Here is a 26,108-nt window from a genome sequence, read left to right on the forward strand (position 1 = left end):
ATTTTATCATTTTATATTGAATGCAATATATTTACTATGATATATTTTCACTTGCGTCGCGCTACGAGAGTCTGCCTGAGCATCACAAGAGGCGTTCGCCAAAAGAGCTCACGGCAAAGCATCACAGGTAGGGTACGCACAGCCTGACTTATGGTAGCATCTAAATTCACCATGTTTATGAGAAGATGTGCGAGGTGAGTAACTTGTCAAAGGGATATTCACCATTATGTGTCCTCGTGGTCACAGAGAAGCCTTCAAGGCAAAAAGTCAACCGGGCATCAGAGTGGACGATCGTTCAAAAGCCCATGGTCATGCATCAAGAATCTACGATTTCCGAATTGGAAGTCATCCTCAACCCGGATTTTTGATAGCGTCTTAAGATTGTTTATGATGTGAAATTCATTGATTTGTTTTTTAGAGCAAGTAGCTTTACTCCACAGCTGCTTGCTCTTTTTTTGTGTTAGAGGGTTAGTTCTGCATCACAACAGAAGTTATATGGGCTCCATGGTATGATTGGATTTTTTAATTGCATCACAAAAATTGGTATATGAAAAATTAGTTGGAAATCACAAACCCCTACGTATGGAAAATTTCATGCCTATCACAGTGGCTACATCACAACTGCCGGCTCCACGGGACCTTGTGATGTAGTTTGGGGCCAATATAGTGGTGGGCCTCCAAAATCTTTTTTGCAATTTCCAACTATTTTTTATATGGAAGTGAGTTGTGGGGTGGTCGAAATCACGTTTCCAACCAACGTACACTATAGGTCGCCGTGTGATGTAGTTTGGGCCATAATATGATGCAATTCGAGTTTCAGACTGCGATATTATCTTATTTCATTCGCAAACCACAATATTGGTACATATAAATAGCAATACATTGATATGTAATGCAGAAATAGCAAGCAACAGCCATAAATACACGCATGACACCAAAGGCACAAAAAACGCCGCAGACCTGATAAACCAGGCTGCGGCGAAATATTTGCATAAATAGGCTTTCCCAAGCAAATGCATTCCCATAGTCATAATCTATGGCCAAATATAACTTAATTAGTCAAATATATCTTCCCCAAATCTAACCTTGGCGTGAGCCTTAATAGCTTCCACGCACTTATCAAACCCGAGCTTGCTGCTGTCGAGGCAGAGGTCGTAGTTCATGGCGTCGGTCCACTTATGGCCGGTGTGGTGCTCGTAGTAGACTGCACGGAACTTGTCTTCCTGGGCCATGAACTTTACAAGTTCATCGTGAGGAAGGCTCTTTACCTTGGCTGCCTGTTCCTCGAGGAATGGCTGCGGCGCATGGACAAAGACGCTGAGGGCGTTGTCGTAGTCCTTAAGGACGAAGTCTGCACATCTTCCGACAATGACGCAGCTGGTGGTTTCTGCAAGTCTCTTGATAACCTTGGCCTGGTAGTTGAAAAGATTGGCCTCAGATGTAAACTCCTTGCTATCAGGGCCGATGAGTTCGCCTTTATACACATTGACCGGGGTCTTGAAGAATCCGGTATTTCTTACTCTCTCGTCTGCATCGAGGAAAAGTCCGAGGCTAATGCCGCTCTCCTCAGAAGCAAGATGAATAAGTTCATGGTCGTAGTAATGTATTCCAAGATCATTGGCCAGCATCTCGCCGACGGTTCTTCCGCCGCTACCATACTGACGCGCAATTGTGATGACGATGTTTCTCTTCATCCCTCAAATCCCTCCATACTAAATTAAATACCTTCTACATAAATTATACTTCTAAATCACCCTCAAAAACAGTATCGTGCATTAATTCAAATACAGAAATGATTCTTATCCAAAAACCATTTCTGTAATATTACTACATATTCAACTCCGCTTACTCGCCCAGATATGCCTTCCTGATATCTTCGTCGTTCAGAAGATCCTTCGCATCGCCTTCTTTGGAAATGCTTCCTGTCTCAAGGACATAGGCTCTGTTTGCAATAGAGAGCGCCTTGCGGGCATTCTGCTCAACCAGGAGCACGGTAACGCCATCTTTGTTGACGTCCTGGATGATATTGAAAATCTCGTTAACGAAGATTGGTGAAAGACCCATAGAAGGCTCGTCCATGAGGATCAGGTCCGGATGAGACATAAGAGCCCTGCCCATGGCAAGCATCTGCTGCTCACCACCTGAAAGTGTGCCGGCAAGCTGATTCTTACGCTCTTCAAGTCTTGGGAATCTCTTGTAGATATCCTTAAGGGTAGCGTCCATTTCAGCCTTATCGGATCTTGTGTAAGCGCCCATCTTAAGGTTCTGGAGTACTGTCATCTCGGCAAATACTCGTCTTCCCTCAGGAACCTGGGCCATGCCAAGACTTACGATCTTGTGGCTGGGAGTCTTGGTAAGCTCGACGCCCTTATACTTGATCTCTCCTGTCTCAGCCTTGAGAAGGCCTGACAAGCTGTGAAGTGTGGTAGTCTTACCTGCGCCGTTAGCACCGATCAGGGCCACGATCTCACCTTTATCAACATGGAATGAAATCCCCTTAAGGGCCTGGATCACGCCATAATATACACTTAGATCTTTTACTTCTAAGATTGGTTCAGCCATAAATTAACCTCATTACTAATAGTTTTTGTTTATTCACCCAAATACGCTGTAATAACTTCCGGATTGTTCAGCACTTCCTTGGTATCGCCCTGGCAAAGCACACGGCCAAAGTTCAGCACTGTCAGCTTCTCGCAAATACCTGAAACAAGCTTCATATCATGCTCGATCAGAAGGATTGTCATATTAAATTCCCTGCGGACAAGTGCGATGGTGTCCATCAGCTCTTTTGTCTCATTAGGATTCATGCCGGCTGCCGGCTCATCAAGCAGAAGGAGCTTGGGACTTGTTGCCATGGCTCTCGCGATCTCAAGCTTACGCTGCTTACCGTAAGGGAGGTTGGCTGCGAGGTAGTCACGCTCAAGGTCCAGTCCAAAGACCTGTAGAAGACGCATAGCCTCGTCGTCCATCTCCTTCTCCACCCTCTTGTAATTGCCGATGTGGAGCATGCCCTCGAGGGCACTGTATTTGTAATGCTCGGAAAGTCCGACCTTTACGTTGTCGATAACCGACATGTTCTTGAAAAGTCTGATGTTCTGGAAGGTTCTGGCGATTCCGGCGTGGTTGATCTCGATGGTGCTCTTACGAGTGATGTCCTCGCCGTCAAGCCTGATGATTCCTTCGTTTGGCTTATATACACCTGTCAAAAGGTTGAAAACTGTAGTCTTTCCGGCGCCGTTAGGTCCGATAAGTCCGTAGAGCTCGCCCTTTTCAATCTGTACGTTAAAGTTGTCAACGGCGCGAAGTCCGCCGAATGAAATGCTCAGGTTGTTTACTTCAAGAAGTGCCATTTAAGCCACCCCCTTATTTCTGCGGAAGATAATTCGACCGATTAAGCCGAACATTCCGCTCTTTCCAAATTTCTTTTCCCTCCAGGCGATGATCTTGGGTGACCAGTTAACGATCATCATCACGATCAGAATGATAGAGTAGATCAGCATTCTGTAGGTGTTAAGGCCTCTGAGCAGCTCAGGAAGCATGTACAGGATGCATGCTGCGATGACGCTTCCGCGAATGTTTCCGATTCCGCCCAGTACCACGTAAACCAGGATCATGATCGATGCGTTGTAGCCGAAGTACTGTGAAGAAGCCGTCAGGGTTGTGATGTTATGGGAGAAAAGAACTCCCGCAGCCCCTGCAATTGCAGCAGAAATGGTAAATGCCATCATCTTGTAACCTGTAACGTTGATGCCTGTTGCTTCTGCAGCGATATAGTTGTCGCGGATGGCCATGATCGCACGGCCGTCGCGAGAATTGATGAGGTTCTGAACTATGAAAAGAGATATCAGAAGCACCACAATACCTATGGTGAAGTTAGCGTTGTGAGGTGTTCCGGTGATTCCCATGGCGCCGTTGACGATGACGTTTCCGTCGGCCTCCATATTAAGATCCATGGCGCTCTTCATGTTCATGTGAAGGCCCTTGGAGTCGATTCCGATGTAAAAAGAGTTGATGACGTTCTTGATGATCTCACCAAAAGCCAGGGTTACGATGGCCAGGTAGTCACCTTTAAGGCGCAGTACCGGGATTCCGATAAGGAAGCCAAACAGCGCAGCTACGCCGATTCCGATGATGAAAGCGATGATAAATCTCGGAACTGTGGGAAGTACGTTCTCTGTTGCTTTGGAAAAGAATGCGCTGGAGAAGGCTCCAAGGCACATAAAGCCGCAGTGTCCGATGGAGAGCTCACCAAGGATTCCGACGCACAGGTTCAGGGCCACGGCGATGACAGCGTAATATGTCATGGGTACCAAAAGACCTTTCAGATGGCTTGAGAGATTGCCCGTCAGCATCAGGATTTCAAATACGATATAGGCAAAGATTACGATGCCGTAGGTTATGAGATTGTTCTTGGTGACTTTATTCATAGTTCGCACTCCATATAGAATAATTTCATGTTTTTGATCAGACCTTTTCTTGTACTACTTTTCCAAGTATTCCGGTGGGCTTAACCAGTAGCACCACTACCAGGATTCCGAACACGATCGCGTCGGAAAGCTGTGATGAAATATAGGTTTTGGACAGGATCTCGACGATTCCGAGAACCAGACCTCCGATCATGGCGCCTGGGATTGAACCGATTCCACCAAGAACCGCTGCGACGAAGGCTTTGATACCGGGCATTGCGCCGGTGTATGGAGAAAGGGACGGATAAGCCGAGCAAAGAAGCGCTCCGGCAACAGCAGCTAGTGCTGAACCGATGGCAAAGGTAAGGGCGATGGTTCTGTTTACGTTGATGCCCATAAGTGCTGCAGCGCCCTTGTCCTCTGAAGCTGCAAGCATTGCCTGTCCCTGTTTAGTCTTATTAATAAAGAGCTGAAGAGCGATCAGGATAACCACGCTGACAAGAATGGTCACGATGGTTACGCCCTGGATCTTGAGCTGTCCGCCTGCAAAGGAGACGCCCTCCCACTTGATAACTGAAGAAAATGACTTGATATCTGCGCCATAGATAAGAAGTGCGATGTTCTCAAGAAGGTAGCTGACACCGATGGCTGTGATGAGAACCGCCAGAGGTGAAGCTGCTCCACGAAGAGGCCTGTAAGCCACGAACTCAGTTGTTACGCCCAGGAGTGTGCAGAGCACAATTGCAACAATAATGCCCACTGCCGAATTACCTGAAAGTGCTGCGCTCACTGAAAAGATAATATAGCAGCCCACCATGATAAAATCGCCATGTGCGAAATTCAGCATCTTGGCAATACCGTAAACCATGGTGTATCCCAGGGCAATTATGGCATATATGCTTCCTAAGCTAAGTCCGTTAATGAGATAAGTCAAAAAACTCATCGGCCACCTCCAAAGTGTCTTTTAATAATAAAGAGAACGAGGGATACCTTTGACAGCATCCCTCGCTGGATGTCTAAAACATTATATCATAGAAAACTTATTCTGCAGATACGTAAACGCCACCCTTGATAACAACAGCCTTAGGCTCTTTGTTAGGCTCGCCGTTTGCAGACCATGTCATCTTGGCAGATGTAAGACCTGAAGCCTCGATCTGAGTCATAGCCTCTGTGAGCTTTGTTCCAATATCTGAAACGCTCATGTCAGGTGTAACACCGCTCTTCTCGATAGCTGCCTTGATGATGTAAACTGCATCGTAAGCATCAGCTGCGAACTGGTTAGGTGTCTCGCCGTACTTCTCGTTGTACTTCTTAACGAAGTTAACTGTGAGGTCATCTGTTGCATCAGCTGCGAAAGGTGTAAGAAGCATAAGTCCCTCAGCAAGTGATGTGTCGAAGTTCTCAACTGTAAGGATACCGTCCATACCGTCTACACCGAAGAATGTAGGAGCATATCCCATTGTGTTAGCCTGTGTAAGAATAAGAGCTGCATCTGAATAATAAATAGGAAGGAATACAAGATCAGCACCTGCATCCTTAGCCTTCTGAAGCTGTACAGAGAAGTCTGTGTTGTTGTCCTGTGTATAAGCCTCAGCTGAAACTATCTCGTAGTTCTTGCCCTCAGACTCCTGAGCGAACTTCTGGTAGATACCTGAAGAATAAACGTCTGAGCTGTCGTAGATGATACCAACCTTAGTTGCGAGGTTGTGATCACTGATATACTGAGCAGAAGCGATACCCTGGTTAGGATCTGAGAAGCATACACGGAATACGTTGTCATACTTAACGCAATCCTCAGCTGATCCTGAAGGTGTAAGCTGGAACATGTTGTCTGCCTTTGTATTCTCTGAAACTGCGATTGAGCAAGCAGATGTTGTTGATCCAACAAGGATCTGCATTCCCCAGTCCTTAAGAGTGTTGTAAGCGTTAACTGACTTCTCAGCGTTGAGCTCGTCGTCCTCGCCCTTGTACTCGATCTTAACACCGTTAATTCCACCGGCCTCGTTGATCTCGTCTACAGCGATCTGTGCGCCGTTAACTACTGCGTTACCGTAAGCAGCTGCTGCACCTGTAAGAGGTCCGATAGCACCGATCTTGAATGTGGTTGATCCTGAAGCTGCTCCGCTGCCACATCCTGCAAGCATTGTAAGAGCAAGAGCAGAAGTCATAACTGCACTTACTACTTTGTTAAACTTCTTCATATTATTCCCTCCTCAAATGTATATTTGTATACAATGTTATATCTTAAGTTAAATCAATAGTTAAGAAAAGTCAATACTTTAAAGCAAAAAAGTGACTCCCAAAAATATGGGAGCCACCGATAGTTCTTTTAACAAAAAAGCGTTCCTTAGCGGTAATAATCGTTCTCGGCCTTCTGTAGCATCTTGGCCTCCTGGATCTTGTCGTTAACGTCAACCAAAAACTGGTGATTGGTCGGATCCGATATGAACTCAAGGAAGTCTGATGCTTCCTTATTCTTAAGCTTCTGGATCTTGGTCAGGTACTCGAAGATCTCCTCGTGAGTCTTGCCCTCGTTGTGGAACCTGTCAACGATGTCGAAGAGCACCATAAATCTGCGCATCCTCACACGGGTGTTGATCTGATGAATTTCAAAAAAGATGGAAAAGATAAAGATAATGGCTGCTATTCCAAGCACCGTAAATACCGCGCCATAAAGAGTAAGCCCTGATCTGATATTAAGGACTCCGGCGGTAACACCTGATATTGAGAAGATAAACAAGGAAACTAATAGAATGATCAGCCTTGCCTTATTCCTGGCTCTCTGGGTAAGTTCCATTAAACGAACAGCCAGACCAAACACTACATAAAAGACTAGTGCAAAGGCAATCCCCACATACGCTAATTTGAGCATTGAGTCATCCCCCTATGAATTAATTGTAGCAACCTTTTTGCACCAAAGCAACGAAAGTTATACCGTATATTAATTAACGAAAAAACGCCACAGCCCAAAATATGTTTGAACCGTGGCGTCTATATGTTATTAGTATTCTATTGCGCGGAACTCATCAAACTGAGGATCCTCAACAAATTCCAGGATCAGATTCAGTGGTGTAAGGCCGATGGCCTCGTGATGAATCTGCTGCTTGATAACCATCTTTTCATAGGTAGAAAGCTTGTAATATTCCGGATGGCTCTTCGCATACTTCTCATTTAACTGGTCGAATAGATTGTACTCCGGATCGCCCCATGCTAATACTTCGGCTGTCTTTAGGTTTGGTTTGAACGGAGAATACTTCAGCTGGTCAGACATAATCAGTTGTCCTTTCTCTAGTTGCAAAGCTCGACGTCAGAAACCGAAGGTTATTATAACAACCTCTATATGAAATTATAGCATAGAGTTTAATAAATTTTAATAAAATTACACAAAAAGTTTATAATTTGGTATTTTTGTTTCAGGCACCGATTCCATGTGCTCTGTTGTAGCCACGGCATACAGTGTTTGTGTTGTTGATGATGATGTTCCATCCAATGAAAACACCGATACCACACAGGAGAACTCCAAGGAGCATCCAGAGGAGAACTGCTGTACCACCCTCGGTGGTAGGCTGTCCGTATCTTGCGCAGTTGTTCTGAAGCCTGTTACCAAGCTGATAGTACCAAACATATGCAAAAATACCGCATGTTACAAGTGAAAGCAGGAAGAAGAGCCAGAAGTTCATTGTTTCTTCTCCGTCACCGTCGCAGGCGATGTTAACATCCTGAATAAGCTGATAGATGAATACCCAGCTGTAAATACCACATGTAACGATTGTAAGCAGAATATATACCAGAAGGCTACGGTCTGTTCTAAGTGGCATGAAACCGTATGGTGCTGAGTAGGTATTTCCAAAGTTAGGGCCGGCTGAGCTGTTTGCTCCGGCTGTACCATTTGCGCTATCTGCTGAAAAGCCCTTTATCTCGTCGTTTGCAGACTCCTGAGTTGCATTCTGATCTGCTCCCTGAACAGGTGCTCCACAATTAGGACAAAACTTCTCCCCATCATTTATCTGTGTCCCACAATTACTACAAAACATAATAAAATCCTCCTTAACCTCTACATAAACAACATGTTTATTATAGGTAAGGAGGATTTTTTTGTAAATATAGAAATATTCTGAGTCCGTCACATAGTGTCTCGGTTTACGAACTTGTTATGGAACTTGGAATACATGATCTTCTGGCTGCTGTAGAGGCTGTGATAGCCGGAGAACGTGTAGCTCAGCGCCACGGCCAGCAGATAAAATGGCATTCCTTTAAATCCAAATAGCTCGAAGCAGATAAACAGCGATGAAATCGGGCAGTTGGTAACTCCGCAGAACAGCGCTCCCATTCCGACAGCTGCGCAAAGTGCCGGGTCAAAGCCAAAGAGCTGTGAGTAAATGCATCCGAAGGTCGCTCCTATATACAGCGCCGGGACAATCTCGCCGCCCTTATAGCCTGCACCGAGAGTCAGAGCTGTGAATATCATCTTAAGAAGGAATGCAAAGTACGGAGCTTCGCCCTTGATTGCCATCTCGATGACGTTCATACCTGCGCCGTTGTAGTATCTTGTGCCGGAGAGGTATGTCAGGGCTACTACGATACATCCGCCTACGAAGATCCTGATGTAAGGATTTGGCAGGAGCTTCTTGTAGGTCTTTCCCGAAAACTTGAGTGCTTCGCAAAAAATAACACTCACTATTGCGCACAGCAGTGCAAGTACGCCGGTGAATATCGCGTGATATGGCGTGAACTCCGGGACTACATTTACTGCGAACTGCTCTCCCGTCGCTCCCATCCATTCGCTGATGCCCTGGGCCACCAGTGCCGAAACAACGCATGGAACCAGCGCCGAATAATACATAACACCTACATTTTCAATCTCCATTGCCATAAACGAAGCTGTCATGGGTGTCCCGAAAAGTGCGGAGAATGCAGCACTCATGCCACACATGGTGATTATCTTGACGTTACCCTCTTTTAGTTTAAAGAGCTTGCCCAGATTATAACCGATACTTCCGCCCATCTGCAGAGCTGCGCTCTCACGGCCTGTTGATCCGCCGAAGAGGTGTGTCAAGGTTGTTGAAATAAATATCAGGGGAGCCTTGGTAATAGGCAGGATATCCCCCTCCTGAATAGACTTGATGACCAGGTTCGTTCCCTTGTCCTCGTAGTCCTTACAGATTCTGTATAAAAAGACAATCAGAAGTCCCGCCACAGGAAGGCCCAATATAATATAGTCATGTGCTATCCTAAATTGTGTTGCAAAAATAATTGATTTAGAGAATATCGCACCTATAGCGCCCACAACAAGTCCTGTCACGCTGCCCAAAAACAGCCACCTGAACAGCACTCTTATGCGCCCCCAGAGGTCTACCTCATGAAAATGTTCAATTATGAATGATAAGGGATTCTTCTTCTCGTCCATGGCTTCACTTCAGCTCTTTTACCTGATCACGCTGCTCCATTAGCTTATCATAAAGCGGCTTATAATCAATCTCTTCTCGCCCACGAAGGTGCTCGGTCAGCTCACAGATGGTCTCATAGAGTGGCCCAAGAGCGAGGTTTCCGATGACGCCCTTTAGCGCATGCACTGTCTCAAAGGCCTCCTCAAGGTCTTTTGCCTCAAGGTTACGGCCAAGGAGCTCAAAGCGCTCGTCGGACATGCCAAGCTCTATCATTTCAATATAGAAGTCCTCCATGCCCATGCATCTCTCGAGGCCTTCATCTACGTTTGCACCAAATTCCCTCAAGGAATCAATTGTCATGGCAGCTCCTTTCTATAAGTTTCCCAAACTCGCCGGCGGTAAGCGGCTTTGAGAAATAATAACCCTGTATGATGTTACAGCCCGCTTCCTTTAAAAGAGCAAACTGCTCATACGTATCAACGCCCTCGGCAATGACCGGAACCTTCAGAAATTCCGCCATTCTAAGGACGAACTCCACCATGTGCATCTCCTTGTTGTCAGGAGAAATATCTTTTATAAAGGCCATATCGAGCTTGAGCGAGTCGATGGGCAGGTTTGTCAGCATGTTCAGGGATGAGTAGCCCTTTCCGAAGTCGTCCATGGCTACCTTAAAGCCGTGGCTTCTTATGTTTTTTACGACTTCGACAATTCCGCTGACGCTGTCTGTATAGGATGACTCGGTGATTTCCAGCGACAGATCCGAGTTCTCAAGGCCATTCTCCTTGACAATGCCGTTTAGGAACTCCAAAAGGTCCGGGTCAAAGATCTCGGCGCTTGAAACATTTACCGAAACATGCACCGTAACGCCGTATATTTCCCGCCATCTGCGGATCTGACGGGCGGACTCACGCCAAACATAACGGTCGATTTCTTTTATATGTCCGTTTTCCTCGAAGAGCGGAATGAAGAAATCCGGGCTCACAAAGCCAAACTTCGGATGCTTCCATCGAATGAGCGCCTCTGCGCTGCAAAGTACGGGGCGCTGTCCGGAAATGTCATACTTTGGCTGGAATACGACGCTGATCTGATTGTTCAAAAGAGCTTCATCCACGTCCCTGAGAAGTCGCTCTTCATAGAGCTCTTTTTCATGCATCTCGTTGTTGTAGATGGCAACCTCAGTGTTATGGGCGTTTCTGGATATGGTGTTGCAAGCCTGAAGGGCGCGGTCGAAGCGCTGCTGAAGGGTGCAGGAGCGATAAAGGTCAGGATACACGCCGATTCGAAGCTTTGCATTTATGTTATTCATGACTTCGCCGAGCTTGTCAAGAATTGTCTTTTTCAGGTAGTCGTAGTCCTTCTGGTGCTCGATGTAGAGGTAGAAGCTGTCAGCGTTGTGGCGGCAGGCAACTCCTCCGTAGGCTCTGGCAACGGTTCTTACGCCCTCTGCCATGCTTTTTAGGACTGTATCGCCAAAGACTCGGCCGTAGAGGTCGTTGATCAGGTGGAACTTGATGAAGTTTACAACCACTGCGTCCACCTGCTGTTCAGGGTGGTACTTGTCGTACTCATGGCAGTACTGGACGAAGAAGTCCCTGGTCATGAGGCCTGTGAGGCGGTCGATTCCTGTGGCTCCGATGATGGTTTTGTCGATGAAAAGCTCGATGGCACGGCCCACTCTGGCCTTTATGACTTCGGGCTTGTCGTAGGGCTTACCAAGGAAGTCTACTGCTCCGCGATGAAGGCTCTCAACCTCAGCATCCTTGTCGGTTGTAACCACAACAACCGGTATGTTATGAAGGTCTTTGTCTACTCTCATGGCATCGAGCACAGCAAAACCGCTCTTTCCCGGCATATGTAGGTCGAGAAGTACCAGGGAAATGGCGTCCTTTTCAGTCTGGATTATGCTTATGGCCTCGTCGGCTGACGTGGCGAAATCTATGTCATACTCATCACCCAGGATGTTGCCAAGAATGCGCAGATTGACCGGCTCATCATCTACGATAAGGATGGTTCGCCTGAAATCCCGGCCGTGCTTGGCTCCTATATCCAGTTTGTTGGAGCTGTCCATTGTCATGAGCAATCACCTTTTTGGGAGGGTGAGGTGTTACTGGTGTGTTAGTGTGCTTGTGTATTGGTGTACTGGTGTGGCGCGCACTAGTAATGCATATTAATTATACTATGAGTAATTGCATGTTAACGTAAAAATATATACTTTTTATGGATTGTTTTTGGATTCTTCATGTTTGGTGGGGAATAGATGCATGTGAAAAGCCCCCGGGACCTTTTGAGTCTCAGGGGCTTTACGTGTGTTGTTAATTAAGCGTTGTGCTCGAGAAGATAATCGTTAAGGGCGTCTGTGATCTCGTCGCCGTCGATTCCATGTACTGCACAAGCCTCAGCAAGTGACTCCATCTGTGATGCGGGACATGAGATGCATCCCATTCCGCACTCCATAAGGAACTGCGCTGCAAGTGGGTGCTGTCTGATGATGTCTCCTACAAGCATGCTGGAATCTATGATGTCACCGTTATCGGCTGTTGCGCCGGCATTCTCGTTCTTTAACTCTTCTGACATTGTGTTTCCCTCTCTTTCTGTATCACTTCCAAAGAATAAATCTTTTAATGAACCCATAATTAATGTACTCCTTTATACAATTCGTTATTCTACTCCTATAATCGATTGTGCGCAAGATATTTTTTTGATGCGCGTAGTTATGGGATTTGTGCTGATTGTTTAATGTATGTGGTTATCAGATTTAGCCTAATATTATTTGCACGTAGTTATGAGATTTGCGATAGATTTCATGGTTGGTTGGATCAGGGGTAGAATCTGATCTTGAGGTTGCTTGATTCCTTCTGAGCGCGGCTGGTGAGCTTTTTAAGCCTGTTCAGGTAGTCAGGATTCTCCTGCTCCATGGCGCTTGTATTATAGATGATTATGTTCCAGGCGTCGGTTATCTCTGTCAGTACGTCATATAGAGCGTCCAGGTTGTGCCCGTAATGCTCCGGCAGAGGTAGCTCTTTTGCCAAAATATCGTGAAGTTCGGACTTGGTGGTAACGTTCGAAAGGTCTATGTAAAAAACTTGTTCCATGCGTGTCTCCTGTGGAAAGGTGATGTGGTTGTTTGTTGCAATACGTGATTGTGTTGTGTTTGTATTGCATCTGATGTAAAGCTTGGTAGTCATGGTATATGATGTTTCTAATGAAACGGTTGGCTATCAGGATATGTGCTTATTCAGATGCTGTTCCTGATTGTTAGGGCTCGTAGAGGAGTTCAAAGCTATTACCGTAGGCTGTATGCTACGGCTCATAGAGGAGTTCGAAGCTCTCGTAGTGGTCGCCGGTATAGTAAATGTAGCCATCGTCCGAGTAGATTATGCGCTTGGCGCCTCGCTTGGACTTGCCAAGGGTGCCAATATCGCACTCGTGATACTCCTTGTCTTCCGGAAGAAGCCCTTCATAATTGCCAAAGTAATCGCCTCCGATGCACTTGCCCGGTGCGTAATCTTCCAGGGAGCCACCCTGCCAGCCAAGCTTCTTGGCGGCTTTCTTGGTGATGAAGTTCTGAGGAAGCTTGCCATAGGTGTGGATGTACAGCGCCACGTCCTCCTTGGTGGTGTAGGTGCCATCTTCGGGGATGAGATCGGAAGGTGACTGGGATGCAGCTTCCGAGGCTGATGATTTATCTGACTTCTCGGCTGTGGCAGATGAGAGCTGCGATGTAGCTGTGCTTGTCGCATCTGTTGTTGATGCTGCCTTAGATCCATCTGAACCTTTGGCATCTGTTGTTGATGTCGCCTGAGTGGCATTTGAGCTTGTCACATCTGTTGATACTGCTTGAGCGGCATTTAAGCTTGTGGCAGCCTTGTCCGAAGTCTCTGCTGTGGCAGCTTTTTGGCTTGTATCCTGTGAGGCTGCGTCGGTACTGGTGCTGTCTGGCGCTTCAGTCGGCAAAGATATCAGAGTTGTGGCTTCTGAGGCTTCTGTAGGCTGCTCTGTGGATGCTGTTGTGGCTTGCTCGGTAGCTGTAGTCTGCCCAGGTTGTTCAGGCTGCGTTGCAGGCTTCTTCTGGCAGCCAGTAAAGAGCAGGAACATCGATATTATAAGGATCAAAGGCAGGACTTTAAGCCTGCTTCTCTTTTTTCTTGTCAAATTCATCTTGTTTTCCCTTTATGTTTGCTTGCGGTATTTGGAACTAATGATAGAATACCTCAAATCATGAAAATGCTTGTAAAGTTCATCACAAAGCCCTCCAAACAAGTCTCTTGGTTGGAAAGCTTTTTTCAAATGCATAATAAAGATTGATATATGACAAAATAGTTGGAAATCACAAACCTCTACACTTGGATAATTTCATGCCTATCACTGTAGCTACATCACAGCACTCGGCTCCGCGGTACGTTGTGATGTAGTTTCTTGTCAATATTGTTAGGCGGCTCCAAAATCCTTTTTGAAATTTCCAACTAGTTTTTGTATAGAAGCAAGTTGTGGGGCGGTCGAAATCACGTTTCCAACCAACGTACAAAATATCCTGCCTTATGCTGAAGTTTGAGCCAAATTGATGCATCTCTGGTGACTCAGAAGTCTTGAGTCAAATTGAAGCATCCCAGCTGACTCAGAAGTTTTGACTCAAACTGAAACGTCCCCGGTGTCTCAAAATGAGTCAACCTGAAACGTCCCCGGTGTCTCATTGTGCGCAATGAGTCAAAGAGAACCGTCCCCATTGACTCCCTGCACGAGTTCGTCGGCGCGGCGGGTGATTTCTGTTGCTAGGGATTCGTCGATGTCGCGGACCCATGGGTTCTTGTGCTCAAGAGAAGCAGGCTTGCCTGCCTCAGCGCCGCTATTTGGTGCCTCAGAGGCAGTATTTGAACCCTCTGCACCTATACCGGTAGCAATCCTTGTGCCAAACTCGCCATAAAATGTATTTGGCTCGTCCTTTGTTATTCCGCCCCAGCCTGAGAAGCGCTCGGGAGCTATGCTATCGTCCATAGTACAATTAAGGAATACTGTTCTGGCCTCTTCTCTCCAGGGTCTGCCTAGGAAGACTGAGCCCTTCTCACAGCCTGAAGCGCCGGTAATTGTGCAATTTCTGAAAACAAATCCCAAATTATCCTTAAGTCCGCATGCTGCGGTAACATATCCATTTATAATGCGTTCAGAAACATCGATCTGATCCTTGTCAACGCCTGAGCCCGAAGCCCCGGAAGCTATAGTTGTGCTGCTTGCTGACACACCTGCACTACTTCTTCCGAACATCCTGTCATTGCAAGTGATCACACAGTCATCAAATACCGCATCAGCGCCGCCAAAGATGAAATCCACATCACCAACAATTTCGCAATTCTTGTAATACTGCTTGGTCAGGCGCCTCTCAGTCATCATGCGAGGCCCCATAAACCCGTTCTGCTGCCTTGCAGCCACTGGAAGTGGCGCGCAGAACAAGGTGTCCTGGCAACCGGTCATCTTTACATTCTCAAACCTGCAGACATCAGCGTCTGCATATACAGCCACAGCCTGACCCACAACTCTGCCATCTCCGGCAGAATTCCTGATGGTCATATCCTTGACTGTCACCTTCTTGCCACCAAAGAACGCAGTATATGTCCTGAAAGTCCCACGCTTGCTGCCATCAGGCATAACTTCATTTGCATAATCATCATAATCAATGACCGTCTCAGCCATTCCTGAGCCAACAAAAGTTATATCCTTCTTCTCGCAGAAAATCTTCTCCTTGTAAACTCCGGCACCAATCTCAATCACCGCGCTCTCATCATAAGGCACAGCATCAATTGCTTCCTGTATTACGGAGTAATCTCCGCCGCTTTTCTCAACCTTAATTGTTAACATATACACCTCATTATTCCATGTATTCAGCGTCATTTACTGTCCTATATTTTTTTGCTTATCAGACAGTAGCGTGCATTCAGTCATCAAGCTACTAGCTACTGTCCTTGTGCAATTTTTAATACAAGACAGTTACGCATTTCTATACACTTCATTACCAGCTACTGTCTCTGCACATTTTTATCTTCAAGACAGTAACACTCTACCTATCATTGCTTTGATAGCAACTGTCCCTGCTTGATTTTTGATTCAGGACAGTTGCACCCCACCAATCGTCGACCTGATAGCTACTGTCCTTGCATAATTTTTGCCTCCAGACAGTAGCACTTGCCAAATCACCAAGATGATGCTAACTGTCCCCTTTGATTTTTCGTTCCAGGACAGTACATGCCGCCAATCAATAAGTTTTCTCTTACTGTCCAGCCTTCATTTTACCCCAAGACAGTAACCTCACCTGTACTCAACCCTATCCAGAGTCTTGTTCTCAACGCCAACAAGCTCCGGCTCTGCATCCGCTGAACCACAAATCTCAACATCCCTCAGCACCAGCTCCTTGACGTTCTTCGCATAGACACTTCGACCGGTCATTTCGTCGAAGTTGTCCATCATTACAGGCCTCTCGGGCACGCGCTCTTCTTCAGATGCAAAGGACACCTTGATGTCCTCAAAGCGCAGCTCTCCGATAGGGCTCTCCGGCAGGCCTACTGCACAGAGAACGCAAGCAGAAACGCCACTTGCCACAATATGTCTGCCACAAATGCTGCCGATCACGGGAGTCATCTCGTCAACCGGCGCCGGTGCCTGGTTCTGCACGTAGTCGCTGTGACCGTCCGGGTCGCAGAAATAGAACATATTTACAGTGAAAGGCATGTGAACGCCCTCCATCACTATATTTTCAAACAAAATGTCATCAAGAATACTTCTCTCGCCTCGTCCGCGCCTTGTCTTGATACGAAGTCCCCTGTCGGTGCCGATAAATTCGCACTGGGAAACCCTTACATCCCTTACGCCGCCTGCTGCCTCTGAGCCAACAGTAACGCTGCCGTGGCCTCTTTCAAACTTGCAGTTGCGGATCTGCACTCTCTCAGTAACCTTGTGGTGCTTCAGCGCCATGTAATACTTGCCGCTCTTGATCGCCATGCAATCATCGCCTACGGAGATCACGGTTCCTAGAACCCTTACATCGCTGCAGCTCTCAGGATCAAGGCCGTCAGTATTAGGTGAATCCGAAGGATTGTGAATATACAAGTTAAGGAAAGCCAGGTCCTCACTATAATAAGGATGCACTGTCCAACAAGGTGAATTCTGCACTGTCACGCCCTGAACCCTTACCTTTTTACATCTGCACAGGAACAGGGTCTTTGGTCTCCAGGCAATTCTCTTAACCTTGGCATCCTTCCACCAGTCAGAGTTCTGCGCATTTCCGTCAATGACGCCGGGGCCGATAATATCCAGATTCTCCGCATCAATCGCCGTAACGAGCGACGCAAAGTTATCCAGAGGATTACCCTCCCAGGTACCCAGATTGTACTCATCAGCTTCATCCGTCGACATAGTCATGCCCGGTAGCACGGGAATCTTATTCCTGTCCGTCTCTCCGAGCAGCACAGCGCCATCATCAAGCCAGAAAGTCATGTCAGACTTAAGGAAAATCGGTGTAGTAATGTACTTACCTGCCGGCAGATACACAGTTCCATCCTTCGGGCAGGCACAGATAGCCGCCTGAATAGCCGCTGTATCGCTGGTTACGCCATCTCCCACAGCTCCGAACTTCCTGACGTCCAGAAGCACAGACTCATGTTCTGTCACAATCTCTTTTTCCACAAGCTCTCCGCCTGCATCCACGCCAATCTTATATTTCTTATCAGGTAAAAGACCCATCACCGAAATAACGTTTCTGTCAGTCCTGAGCCTCTCTGAGCCATCCACATAAACGCCAAACTCCGCAGTCTGCTTAAACACTGCATCAGAGTCAAGCTCGATGGTCACACTCCTGTTAAAAACCTCTACAATCTTAAAATCCATGAAACCCTCCAAATAATAAAAAAGCTAATATGCAGTTACCTACATATTAGCATATTTCCTATACAAATCCCCGTAAAATCATGAAGTAAAAGTGGCATCAATTTCCCGCAATCCACTCATCAATTACTTCCGCCGTCTCATCCAGCTGCCGGTCAGCCGTGATCTCCGGCTCTCCATCGCCCTTCTGGATCCCGTAATTTCCGAAATACGAATGAATACCGCCCTGAATCACATACTCAACAGCATCTTCCGGCCAGTCCTTCTTGGCTTCTTCGTATTTCTTCATATTGACAACCGTGTCATTACTTCCCAGGATGGACAAAAGACGCAGATCCGTCCCTGCCAATGAATCCATCGGGTATGAAGCGCACAAAATTATGCCCTTGTACTCCCCGGAAAAATGAGCCCCTGACTCCGTCCCCTGGGTCCATTTTTCAGAATGAGCCCCTGACTCCGTCCCCATGGTCCATTCTGCGAGGTAGCGTGTGGCTGCGACTCCGCCAAGGGAGTGGCCTGCCAGGTACCAGTCCAGGTCCTCAACCGACTCGGAATCGCCCGGCCTTGCAGCCTTTAAGGCATCCACAGCATTGATACTAAGGAGAGCCACATTATCTGCCATTTTGGGCAAAAGACATATGTACCCCCGCTCAGCAAGTCGATACATAAGGCCGCTGTAAGCCGTGTACTCAACCTTTGCTCCGGGATAAAAAACTATTACCGCCCTGTACTCCTGATTCTGGGGCAGAAAAACCATGCCCTCCGGTGCAGTAAAAGTATGTACCTCCTCCGAGAGCTCATCTGCAAGCTCGGAAATTACTGTATTATCCGCATTATAATAATTGCCGGTGTAGATCTTGAAGGCCGCAAAGAGGCCTGCAACGATCAGCACCAGCACTATTAACACGCCAAGTATTATCTTTTTAAATCTGCTCTTGTTCTTCAAAAAGCCTCACCAATTCACTGTCTCAGAGCTCTGTCCATGATCTTAACAAGTTCAAGTGCGCTGACAAAGTCTATCTTCTCATTCTTTTCCTGGTGGATCACATGTCCCTGCCAGGTGGAATTCTGTCTGTAAACAACCTGGATTACAAAGGTTCCAAGCTTACCCTTTTTATTCTGGACGTTGCGAACGCCGTTAGCCTCGGATATCACCTCAATTGGGAGCTTGTCCGAGAGATTCTTTTTCTTATAACCGATGTCGTCCCTTGATCCCTTCTTGAACATACGGGGTGCAAGGCCACGCTGAGGGAAATCCCACTCGTCATAGAGCTCTTCAAGCTTCATCATAAAGTCAGTCATACCGTCAAAAGGTATTGGGTTGTCCGCATACTGATGGTATATAAGTCCCTGATAATCTGCGTTGTCATCACTATCAATGCAGGCGCAGATCAGGTTCCTGGCAAAAAGCATCTGCTTAGATTCGCTCATATCCTTCTTTAATCCTCTTCTGAAAAATTCTACAATCATAGCTATTATAACCCTTTATTACCTTTAAAGGAACAGATTTCCTAAAGGTTCTTAAGAAAAGGAGCCGTATGATCTGACTCACACGGCCCCTCGCGATAAGAGAAAACTTCCAGCTAAAGCGCCGGTTGCTTCTTTACTTTTTAATTACTTCTCTTCCTCTTCCTCTTTTTTTCTTGTGAGTAAAAGAGCTGTTGCAACCGCTGCTGCAACGAGAACTGCGAAGATTCTTCCCGGTACGTTTGCTTCGTCGTCAGTTCTTCCTCTTCTTGCTCCGAGAACTGCTGCTCCGTCAGTTTCTCTTGTTGCTCCGAGAACTGCTGCCGGTGGAGCTGCTAAAGGAGTAGGTGCTGTAGGTGTAGGATCGTCAGTAATTGTTGTACCGCCTCCTGGAGGAGGTGTAGGTGCATTTGTTACTGTAAGTGTACCATAGGTGTAATTAATTCGGTAGTTGAGATCAAGATCGGTATCTCCTTCAGGAACTGCTACGAATGTGTTGCTGCTAGATCCAACTGCTGTCTGTGTTCCTGTTATGTTGTATCTTACCTTGTCACCTACGCCCCAGTCCTTATCGGCTGTGATGTTTGAGTTTGTAAGAGGAGTTCCGTCGTAAACCTTAGTTGCACTGCCTGATGTCAGGTTGATGACCATCGGATAGATGGTAAGTTTTCCTGAATTTCTCTCAACCAGTACGAACTGATCCGTTACATCTACGTCTCCGTCAAATACCTGCATATCACCTACGATAGGAAGCTCGTAATCGCCGGCATTTCTTTCTCTTGTAGGTACTGAAAGTCCCCTAACCGTGAATTCTACGCCATTGATTGTTACTGTAGGATCGCCGCTTTCACCATCATCAGCATCTGCTTTGATCGGTGCGAACATCTCTCTAAAGAACTCTACTGCTCTGCCTGCTGCCTCAATGATGATGTTCTGTGTAGGGCCTTCACCTCTGAGCTCGTATCTAAAGCCATCATAGTAATTACCGGTGTAATCTCTTTCGGCATCTATTGCTGTTGCATAGATTCTGAACTCTTCGCCCGGGCCAAGAGGATCGATTATAAGTTTTCCGTCATTGATATCAAATGTTACCTCAAAATTCTTATTATTGTTGGTGAACTGCTTGTCGCTAAGTTTCATCGGGTATTCACCAACGTACTTACCCTTAGCAATTGCTTCGCCAGTAAAAGAGATGTAGCTTTCTTTGTAGAGCGGATTAGTAATCGGAGCGACTTTGTATCCTTCAACCTCTTGCTCCTGTCCGTTGTACTTGGATTGCTTCTGTTCACCTTGGATATTAACTGTTATTTTGAGAGGTGTAATCTTGATGTAACCATCTTCCTTAGTAATCTTAAGTTTTGACGTTACATCTACACCATCTGCATTGACGATTACAAGTTCATCACAGGTTGCAGGTACATCTTCTTCAGTAACATCTGTTGCTGTTGCATTTGATATTGCTGTCTGAACAGTGTACCCACCGTCCTCAGGAAGTCCCTGAACTTCTACTGTTGCACCGTGAGCTTCTCCGTTGTACTCGAACTCTCCGCCGGTTGTTATAACTTTGATTTCTCCTGCGAACTCTGTAACCTTAAGAGTTCCGATAGTCTCATCGAGTTCGTAGTTACTCTTCTTAGCTGTTCCGTTCCACTCAAGCACGTAGCTATTAGGCACATCACCAACGTTTGTGATGGTTCCTGTTGTTGTGAAGGTTGCTGTCTCGTTATTAACAAATCCGGAAATGCTTCCCTCTGCTGTAAGTGGCTTACCATCATATACCTTTTCTGCATCAGGTGTTACGATTGTAAGAGTTGCAGGTGTTACTTCGATTGTATCGTCAACGTATGTGATGTTGTCTTTCAACTTACTTGTTACATCTTCGCCTGCTGCATTCCTGATGATCAGCGTATCTGCTGTTGCTTCTACAGGAGCTGTTGTAACATCTGTTGCTGTTGCGGAAGAAGCTGCTGTATCAAGTCTATAGCCTGTTGGAAGATCAGAAACTTTTACAGTCGCTCCGTGAGGTTTTCCATCGTATGTAAATTTACCACCTGTTGTTGTTACTACTATTTCTCCTGCATACTCCGTTACTGTAAGTTTTCCTACAGACTCAGATTCGATATAGTAGTTGCTTTCCTTGGCTGTTCCATCCCATTCAAGGGTGTAGGTATTATCACTTGTTCCAACCTCTGTCTGGCTGCCGGTAACTGTGAATGTCGCTGTCTCGCCATTTACAAGGCCTGTCATCTCACCGTCTGCTGTAAGAGGTGTTCCGTCATAAACCTTCGAACCAGGATCCGTAATAATTGTTATCGGAGCAGGTGTTATTGTAATGCTGCCATCAATCTTTGTGATCTTCAGCTTATCTGTAACATCTTTGCCTGCTACATTTCTGATGATCAGTATATCTGCTGTTGCAGGTACAGGGTTTTCTGTAACATCTGTTGCCTTAGCTGAGGACTCTGCTGTCTCTAAAGTATATCCTTCAGGAAGCTTGGATACTGTTACAGTTGCGCCTTTCTCACTGCCATCATATACGAACTCTCCACCTACTGTAGTTACTGTGATTGCAGCTGTGCTCTCGGTAATCTCAAGTGTTCCGAGATTCTCAGAAACCGTGTAGTCTCTCTTGTCTGCTGTAGCACCTTCCCAATCCAGTGTATAGGTGTTAGTTACTTCACCCGGAGTTGTAATTGTTCCGGTTGTTGTGAAGGTTGCTGTCTCACCATTTACAAATCCACTGATGGTTCCTTCTTTTGTGAGAGGTGTTCCATCATAGACCTTTGTTGCAGATGGTGTAGTAACCGTAAGAGTTGCAGGTGTTATTTCAACTTTGTTTTTCTTTACATCACCAAGAACAAATGTTATTGCTTTGCTGTCAAAGAGTGAACTTGTATTCTTGAACTTACTTTCGTATAGCGAGATCTCTTTTGACTCATAAACATGTGTTGCGGAAATATCAGTCTCTCCGTCGTAATCGACATACTCTTTTTTATAATTTGAATCTCCTGCGATGTCTGTTACTACGAATTTAGTTACTGTTACTTCCTGTCCATTGTAAACCTGAGTCTTCTGAGTACCTTCAACAGTTACTGTTATCTGCTTAGGGCTGTAAAGTACGTAGATTACGTTGTCATTGCCCTTATGTACTGTGTAAGGAGCGTCGATCTGAACGCCGTCCTGATATCCAACGTTCGGTCTATAAGCATTAAGCTGTGTGCCGTTAAGGGTAATTTGTGCTCCTACTCTTGCTGTCGCCGGGTCTGACTCTCCAAGGTAGTGTGCCAGATCGGTTCTTGTTGTAACCTCACCCTTGTAGTACTCAATAATGTAGGTACCTGTTACACATTCCCAAACTGCGTAGAGCTCATTTGGAAGCTTGTTGTTATCAGCTGCTATATTTTCTCCGGCATTGATCTCAACTGTAGCGTCCTCGCCACCGGTTCTGCTCCAGCCCTTGAATTCGTAGCCTTCTCTTGTAAATCCGCACTGCTCTGCTGTGAGAGCGATAACCTTCTCGTTTACAAGGATTGGTGCTGTTGTTACGTCGCTGCCTTGTCCGCCGTTTGGCTTGTAGGTGATAGTTGTTGTAACTCCTGCATCTCCGCCTGTCTTGATGTACTGAGCGATAAGTGTTACCTTGCCGTTCTTTACATAATCAGGTGTGATCTCGAAGCATCCGTTTGGATAGTAGATAATCTGTGCACTATCGCCATCGATTGTCCATCCAACGAAGGTATATCCTGAAGCCGGTGTAGGAGGTGCGCCTACAACTACGTTTGAACTTGCTGAGTAGTTATATTTATCTACAGGTGCGTTACTTCCGCCGTTTGCGTCGTAGACTACCTTAACTGTTCCGGGGTTACGCCACTTAGCTACCAGTGTAGTATCATGAGTTACTCCGCCGTAGCCGTAAGGTTTTCCATTCTCGTACCATCCGATAAGTTCGAAACCATCTTTTTTGGTATTCATTAGTGAAGTCTTATTTACTGTATCACCATAGTCAAGCTCGAAGGATTGGTCCTGTCCATCCGGAAGTGTTCCACCTTCAGCCTCCAGAGTTACTGTATATCTCACAGGTACATAGCATCCGTAAACTACCATGTTAGCTGCCGGCATCTTACCTGTCCATGTAAATGCCTTTGTTCCGGCTGCATCCAGGAACCAGCCGTTAAACTTGTAACCCGGTTTGCTTTCATCAAATTCAGGAACAACAGGAGCCTGTCCTGAATAAGGTGATATAAGTGCGTCATATGGCACACCTGTTACAGTCTTAAGTGTTGTAAGATTTTCTCTGTAGTTTTCTATAAAGGTAATGTCATATTTAAGTCTCTCAAAGCGGATACGAAGTTCTGAGAAACCACCCGGAACTGTTGCATATGTACCATCGGGTTTCTTGTCTCCGAGAGTTGTCCAATTATTACCACCATCTGTACTGTAGCTATGTGCCTTAAAGCCATTGTACTTATCAGTGATTGTGAAGGATCCATTGCCAACCTTTGTTGAATAAGCTGCTTCAGTTGGCCATGACCCATCAGTCGCCTGAGTATAGAACCTTATATATGTCTGACCTGCTAAGTCTTCTCCATACTGATCCAGTGTCTTTCCATCCTGGGAAACACCACTAAGTCCTTTGAACAGGAATGCATTAAGGAATGTAAGTCTTGTTCCGCTTGCATCACCGCCACTTCCGCCGTTATTGTACCAAGCATGACTTGTTGGCCATGTGTAGCCATTCTGAGCAAGTGTCTGTCCATAAAGGCCTGTGTAGGTAGATGTTATATCCCATTGATGATATGAACCCCAGCCACTTCCATGTTTCTCCCATGTATGGAAGTTTATGGTCATGAGGTCTCGATCAAAGTATACGTTAACAATTGTGTCACCTTTTGCTCTGATCTCGGTTACAGGTATGTCCTGATCGCCCTTTTTCCTTATAACTTCACACCAGCTATAGTGGAAGCCTGTATCTCCCTTGCTGCTATAATTGCTACCAATTGAAGAATCGATGTGAGCGCCTGTTCTTCCGGTCTCAGTAAAGCTGGTCTTGTAGTCATAGGTCTTTTGCGAATTATCAGTTGTGTTCTTGCTATCAGAAATCTTCTGCTGCCAGATGATAACTGTATACTGGGTATCTTCTGCAGGTGTCCACTTTGCATAAAGGGTTACGTCTCTATTGAGGTTTTCGCCCCATGCAAACTCATCACCAATAACCTGGCCATCGCCTTCACCCTTCTGCTCGTACCATCCGCCAAATACATATCCTCTTCTAGTAGGAGGAGTTGGTGCTACGGTTATCTGATCTTCAAATACAGATACAGGACCTGTGAAGGATGCTCCACCGTGGTCATCACCGTCGTTTTCAACGAATGTGATCCAGTGAGCTTTCATTATTACAGGATATACTGTGCTGTGCTCTCTTGCATTAACTACCGGATAAAGAGTTGTGTCACCTTCTTCTATTGTCCATCCTCTGTGTGCGTCGTCAGCATCTTTAGGAGTTACATGTACATCACCGGTTTCGATATTTGCAGGCGCGTCGCCTTCAACGACTTTCTGTTTAACCTGAGTTACTTCTTTGTCAACGCCGATGAATGTCAGGTAGAATGTGGTTTCAATCTTAGCGTAGCACTCGATGGTCTTTTCTTCTGTGATACCGGTCTTTGGAACGAATTCTACAGCTTCATTATCAGCTTTATAGAACCATCCCTTGAATTCCTGGTTATCTCCAAGAGTAGGAACTCCGGGGTTTATAAGCTCTTCGCCTTCTTTGACGGTCTGCCTTGAGAACTCTGTATCGCCGTTCATGAAGACGTAGGTGTTTGTTACTATTTCGGTTGCAGGATTGATAATCTCAGTATCGGTTCCTACTACGATGTAAATTGAGAACTGATTTGCTTCGAATTCAGCTCCGCTTGCGCTTGCGCTTGCGATTACATCGGTGTTGCCTGAATCGTCTTTATGAATAACGCTAAAGTTTTCACCTTCAAGTTCAGAAGCGAGGGAAATTGAAACATGTACATATCTTGCATCTGCAGGCTCGATCTCTTCGCCGTCTGCATTTCTGAATGTAATGTCTACACCTTTTGCTGTCTGTGCTGCTTCGCCAATAGCGTCTTTTGCTGCATCAAGGGCTTCGTCATCTGATATTGCAGATACGTTCATTGTTGTGCCCTCAGGGAAAATTCCCTCGTCAGCTGATACGGAAACGTTCATTCCACCTGCGCTTCCGCTAAAGCTCTGTGCCGGCATCTCAGACATCTTCATGAAGTTTGCAGTAAAGGTTGCATCTTCTTCTATATTAGAAGGAACGAAGGTTGATTCTCCGCAAACTGTATTGCCATCTGCATCTACCCATGCAACAAACTGGTAATACTTGTTAACTGCTGATGCTGTGGATCCTTCAAACTTTGCTTCCTCATCGTTAATGTCGATGGTCTCGCTTGAATTTGAAACCTTTCCACCAAGAGAAGCTGTGTAAGATACTGTTACCAGTTTCTTCTTTGCTTCCTTCTCAGCTGCTTCCTTCTCGGCCTTTTCTTTAGCCTCTTTTTCAGCCAACTCAGCGAGCTCTTCTTCTGTAAGCTCTTTTTCCTCGGGCTCTTCATCTATAGGCTCGCCTTCAATTGCTTCACCTTCTGTAGGCTCGCCTTCGATGTTCTCGCCCTCAGCAGGCTGACCATCCTGAATTGTCTCATCGTTCTGAACCGGATCGCCTTCAGCAGGAGCAGGCTCTTCGGGTTCAGCCTCCACGATTTCAGGCTCTGCTGCCGGCTCTTCAACTACAGGCTCTTCTACTACAGTCTCCTGTGGCTGTGCATCACCGGCGTCCTGAACAACGTCGTCGTCAGCAAATACTCTTACGGTTGCGAGATCACTGTTGAAAGTAGTCGCAACGAGAGCAATTGCCAGAATGAATGATAAAATTCTGTTCCATTTTCTCAACATAGCGGAATCCTCCCTCACAAGAATTTTGCTA

Annotated in this window: 20 protein-coding genes; all 20 read right to left on the reverse strand. The window is 46.1% G+C overall.

Translation table 11 applies throughout. The features are described 5' to 3' along the window. Window positions 1-1,055: 1,055 nt before the first annotated feature. The 20 genes from G589_RS0118160 to G589_RS0118255 all read right to left on the reverse strand — a co-directional run bounded on the left by G589_RS0118160 (window position 1,056) and on the right by G589_RS0118255 (window position 26,077). On the reverse strand, window positions 1,056-1,694 hold the full coding sequence (locus G589_RS0118160) for a cytidylate kinase-like family protein (RefSeq protein ID WP_026523110.1): 639 nt from the start codon (window positions 1,692-1,694) through the stop codon (window positions 1,056-1,058). A gap of 151 nt (window positions 1,695-1,845) precedes the next feature. After that, complete coding sequence (locus tag G589_RS0118165; RefSeq protein ID WP_026523111.1) at window positions 1,846-2,562, reverse strand: ABC transporter ATP-binding protein; 717 nt, start codon at window positions 2,560-2,562, stop codon at window positions 1,846-1,848. Window positions 2,563-2,591: 29 nt separating this feature from the next. Then, complete coding sequence (locus G589_RS0118170) at window positions 2,592-3,350, reverse strand: ABC transporter ATP-binding protein (RefSeq protein WP_026523112.1); 759 nt, start codon at window positions 3,348-3,350, stop codon at window positions 2,592-2,594. Further along, on the reverse strand, window positions 3,351-4,427 hold the full coding sequence (locus G589_RS20720; RefSeq protein WP_051192596.1) for a branched-chain amino acid ABC transporter permease: 1,077 nt from the start codon (window positions 4,425-4,427) through the stop codon (window positions 3,351-3,353). It lies immediately after the preceding gene. A 37-nt stretch (window positions 4,428-4,464) separates the two neighbouring features. Next, window positions 4,465-5,349, reverse strand: coding sequence for a branched-chain amino acid ABC transporter permease (locus tag G589_RS0118180; RefSeq protein WP_026523113.1), 885 nt, complete (start codon window positions 5,347-5,349; stop codon window positions 4,465-4,467). A gap of 97 nt (window positions 5,350-5,446) precedes the next feature. Further along, a complete protein-coding gene (locus tag G589_RS0118185; protein ID WP_026523114.1) occupies window positions 5,447-6,607 on the reverse strand; it encodes an ABC transporter substrate-binding protein in 1,161 nt (386 codons plus the stop codon). Between the two features lie 146 nt (window positions 6,608-6,753). Further along, complete coding sequence (locus G589_RS0118190) at window positions 6,754-7,278, reverse strand: hypothetical protein (protein WP_026523115.1); 525 nt, start codon at window positions 7,276-7,278, stop codon at window positions 6,754-6,756. A gap of 129 nt (window positions 7,279-7,407) precedes the next feature. Further along, window positions 7,408-7,677, reverse strand: coding sequence for a hypothetical protein (locus G589_RS0118195; RefSeq protein WP_026523116.1), 270 nt, complete (start codon window positions 7,675-7,677; stop codon window positions 7,408-7,410). Window positions 7,678-7,819: 142 nt separating this feature from the next. Further along, window positions 7,820-8,440 carry a DUF4234 domain-containing protein gene (locus G589_RS0118200; protein ID WP_026523117.1) on the reverse strand — a complete coding sequence of 207 codons (621 nt, stop codon included), beginning with the start codon at window positions 8,438-8,440 and terminating at the stop codon, window positions 7,820-7,822. An 89-nt stretch (window positions 8,441-8,529) separates the two neighbouring features. Continuing rightward, window positions 8,530-9,813: a chloride channel protein gene (locus G589_RS0118205; protein WP_026523118.1), complete on the reverse strand. Its 1,284-nt coding sequence runs from the start codon at window positions 9,811-9,813 to the stop codon at window positions 8,530-8,532. Window positions 9,814-9,817: 4 nt separating this feature from the next. Then, window positions 9,818-10,153 carry an Hpt domain-containing protein gene (locus G589_RS20725; RefSeq protein WP_051192600.1) on the reverse strand — a complete coding sequence of 112 codons (336 nt, stop codon included), beginning with the start codon at window positions 10,151-10,153 and terminating at the stop codon, window positions 9,818-9,820. Next, complete coding sequence (locus G589_RS0118215) at window positions 10,143-11,867, reverse strand: two-component system response regulator (protein ID WP_026523119.1); 1,725 nt, start codon at window positions 11,865-11,867, stop codon at window positions 10,143-10,145. Before G589_RS0118215 ends, G589_RS20725 begins: the two co-directional genes overlap by 11 nt. Before the next feature lie 242 nt (window positions 11,868-12,109). Continuing rightward, entirely contained in the window at window positions 12,110-12,424 is a 315-nt protein-coding gene (locus G589_RS21775) for a DUF1858 domain-containing protein (protein WP_022768304.1), read from the reverse strand. A 185-nt stretch (window positions 12,425-12,609) separates the two neighbouring features. Beyond that, the gene (locus tag G589_RS21540) at window positions 12,610-12,885 is read right to left on the reverse strand and encodes a barstar family protein (RefSeq protein WP_051192602.1); all 276 of its coding nucleotides are present in this window, start codon (window positions 12,883-12,885) and stop codon (window positions 12,610-12,612) included. A 208-nt stretch (window positions 12,886-13,093) separates the two neighbouring features. Next, window positions 13,094-13,951 (reverse strand): ribonuclease domain-containing protein, encoded by an 858-nt coding sequence (locus G589_RS22320; RefSeq protein WP_242826482.1) that lies wholly within the window; start codon window positions 13,949-13,951, stop codon window positions 13,094-13,096. Between the two features lie 546 nt (window positions 13,952-14,497). Beyond that, a complete protein-coding gene (locus tag G589_RS0118235) occupies window positions 14,498-15,643 on the reverse strand; it encodes a pectinesterase family protein (protein WP_026523120.1) in 1,146 nt (381 codons plus the stop codon). Between the two features lie 447 nt (window positions 15,644-16,090). Further along, on the reverse strand, window positions 16,091-17,665 hold the full coding sequence (locus tag G589_RS0118240) for a glycoside hydrolase family 28 protein (protein ID WP_026523121.1): 1,575 nt from the start codon (window positions 17,663-17,665) through the stop codon (window positions 16,091-16,093). A gap of 97 nt (window positions 17,666-17,762) precedes the next feature. After that, window positions 17,763-18,608: an alpha/beta hydrolase gene (locus G589_RS0118245; RefSeq protein WP_026523122.1), complete on the reverse strand. Its 846-nt coding sequence runs from the start codon at window positions 18,606-18,608 to the stop codon at window positions 17,763-17,765. Window positions 18,609-18,622: 14 nt separating this feature from the next. Beyond that, window positions 18,623-19,132 (reverse strand): hypothetical protein, encoded by a 510-nt coding sequence (locus G589_RS0118250; RefSeq protein WP_051192604.1) that lies wholly within the window; start codon window positions 19,130-19,132, stop codon window positions 18,623-18,625. Window positions 19,133-19,276: 144 nt separating this feature from the next. Then, entirely contained in the window at window positions 19,277-26,077 is a 6,801-nt protein-coding gene (locus G589_RS0118255) for an InlB B-repeat-containing protein (RefSeq protein WP_026523124.1), read from the reverse strand. Window positions 26,078-26,108 lie beyond the last annotated feature (31 nt).

This window comes from Butyrivibrio sp. VCB2001 (assembly GCF_000423965.1).
Taxonomy (GTDB): domain Bacteria; phylum Bacillota; class Clostridia; order Lachnospirales; family Lachnospiraceae; genus Butyrivibrio.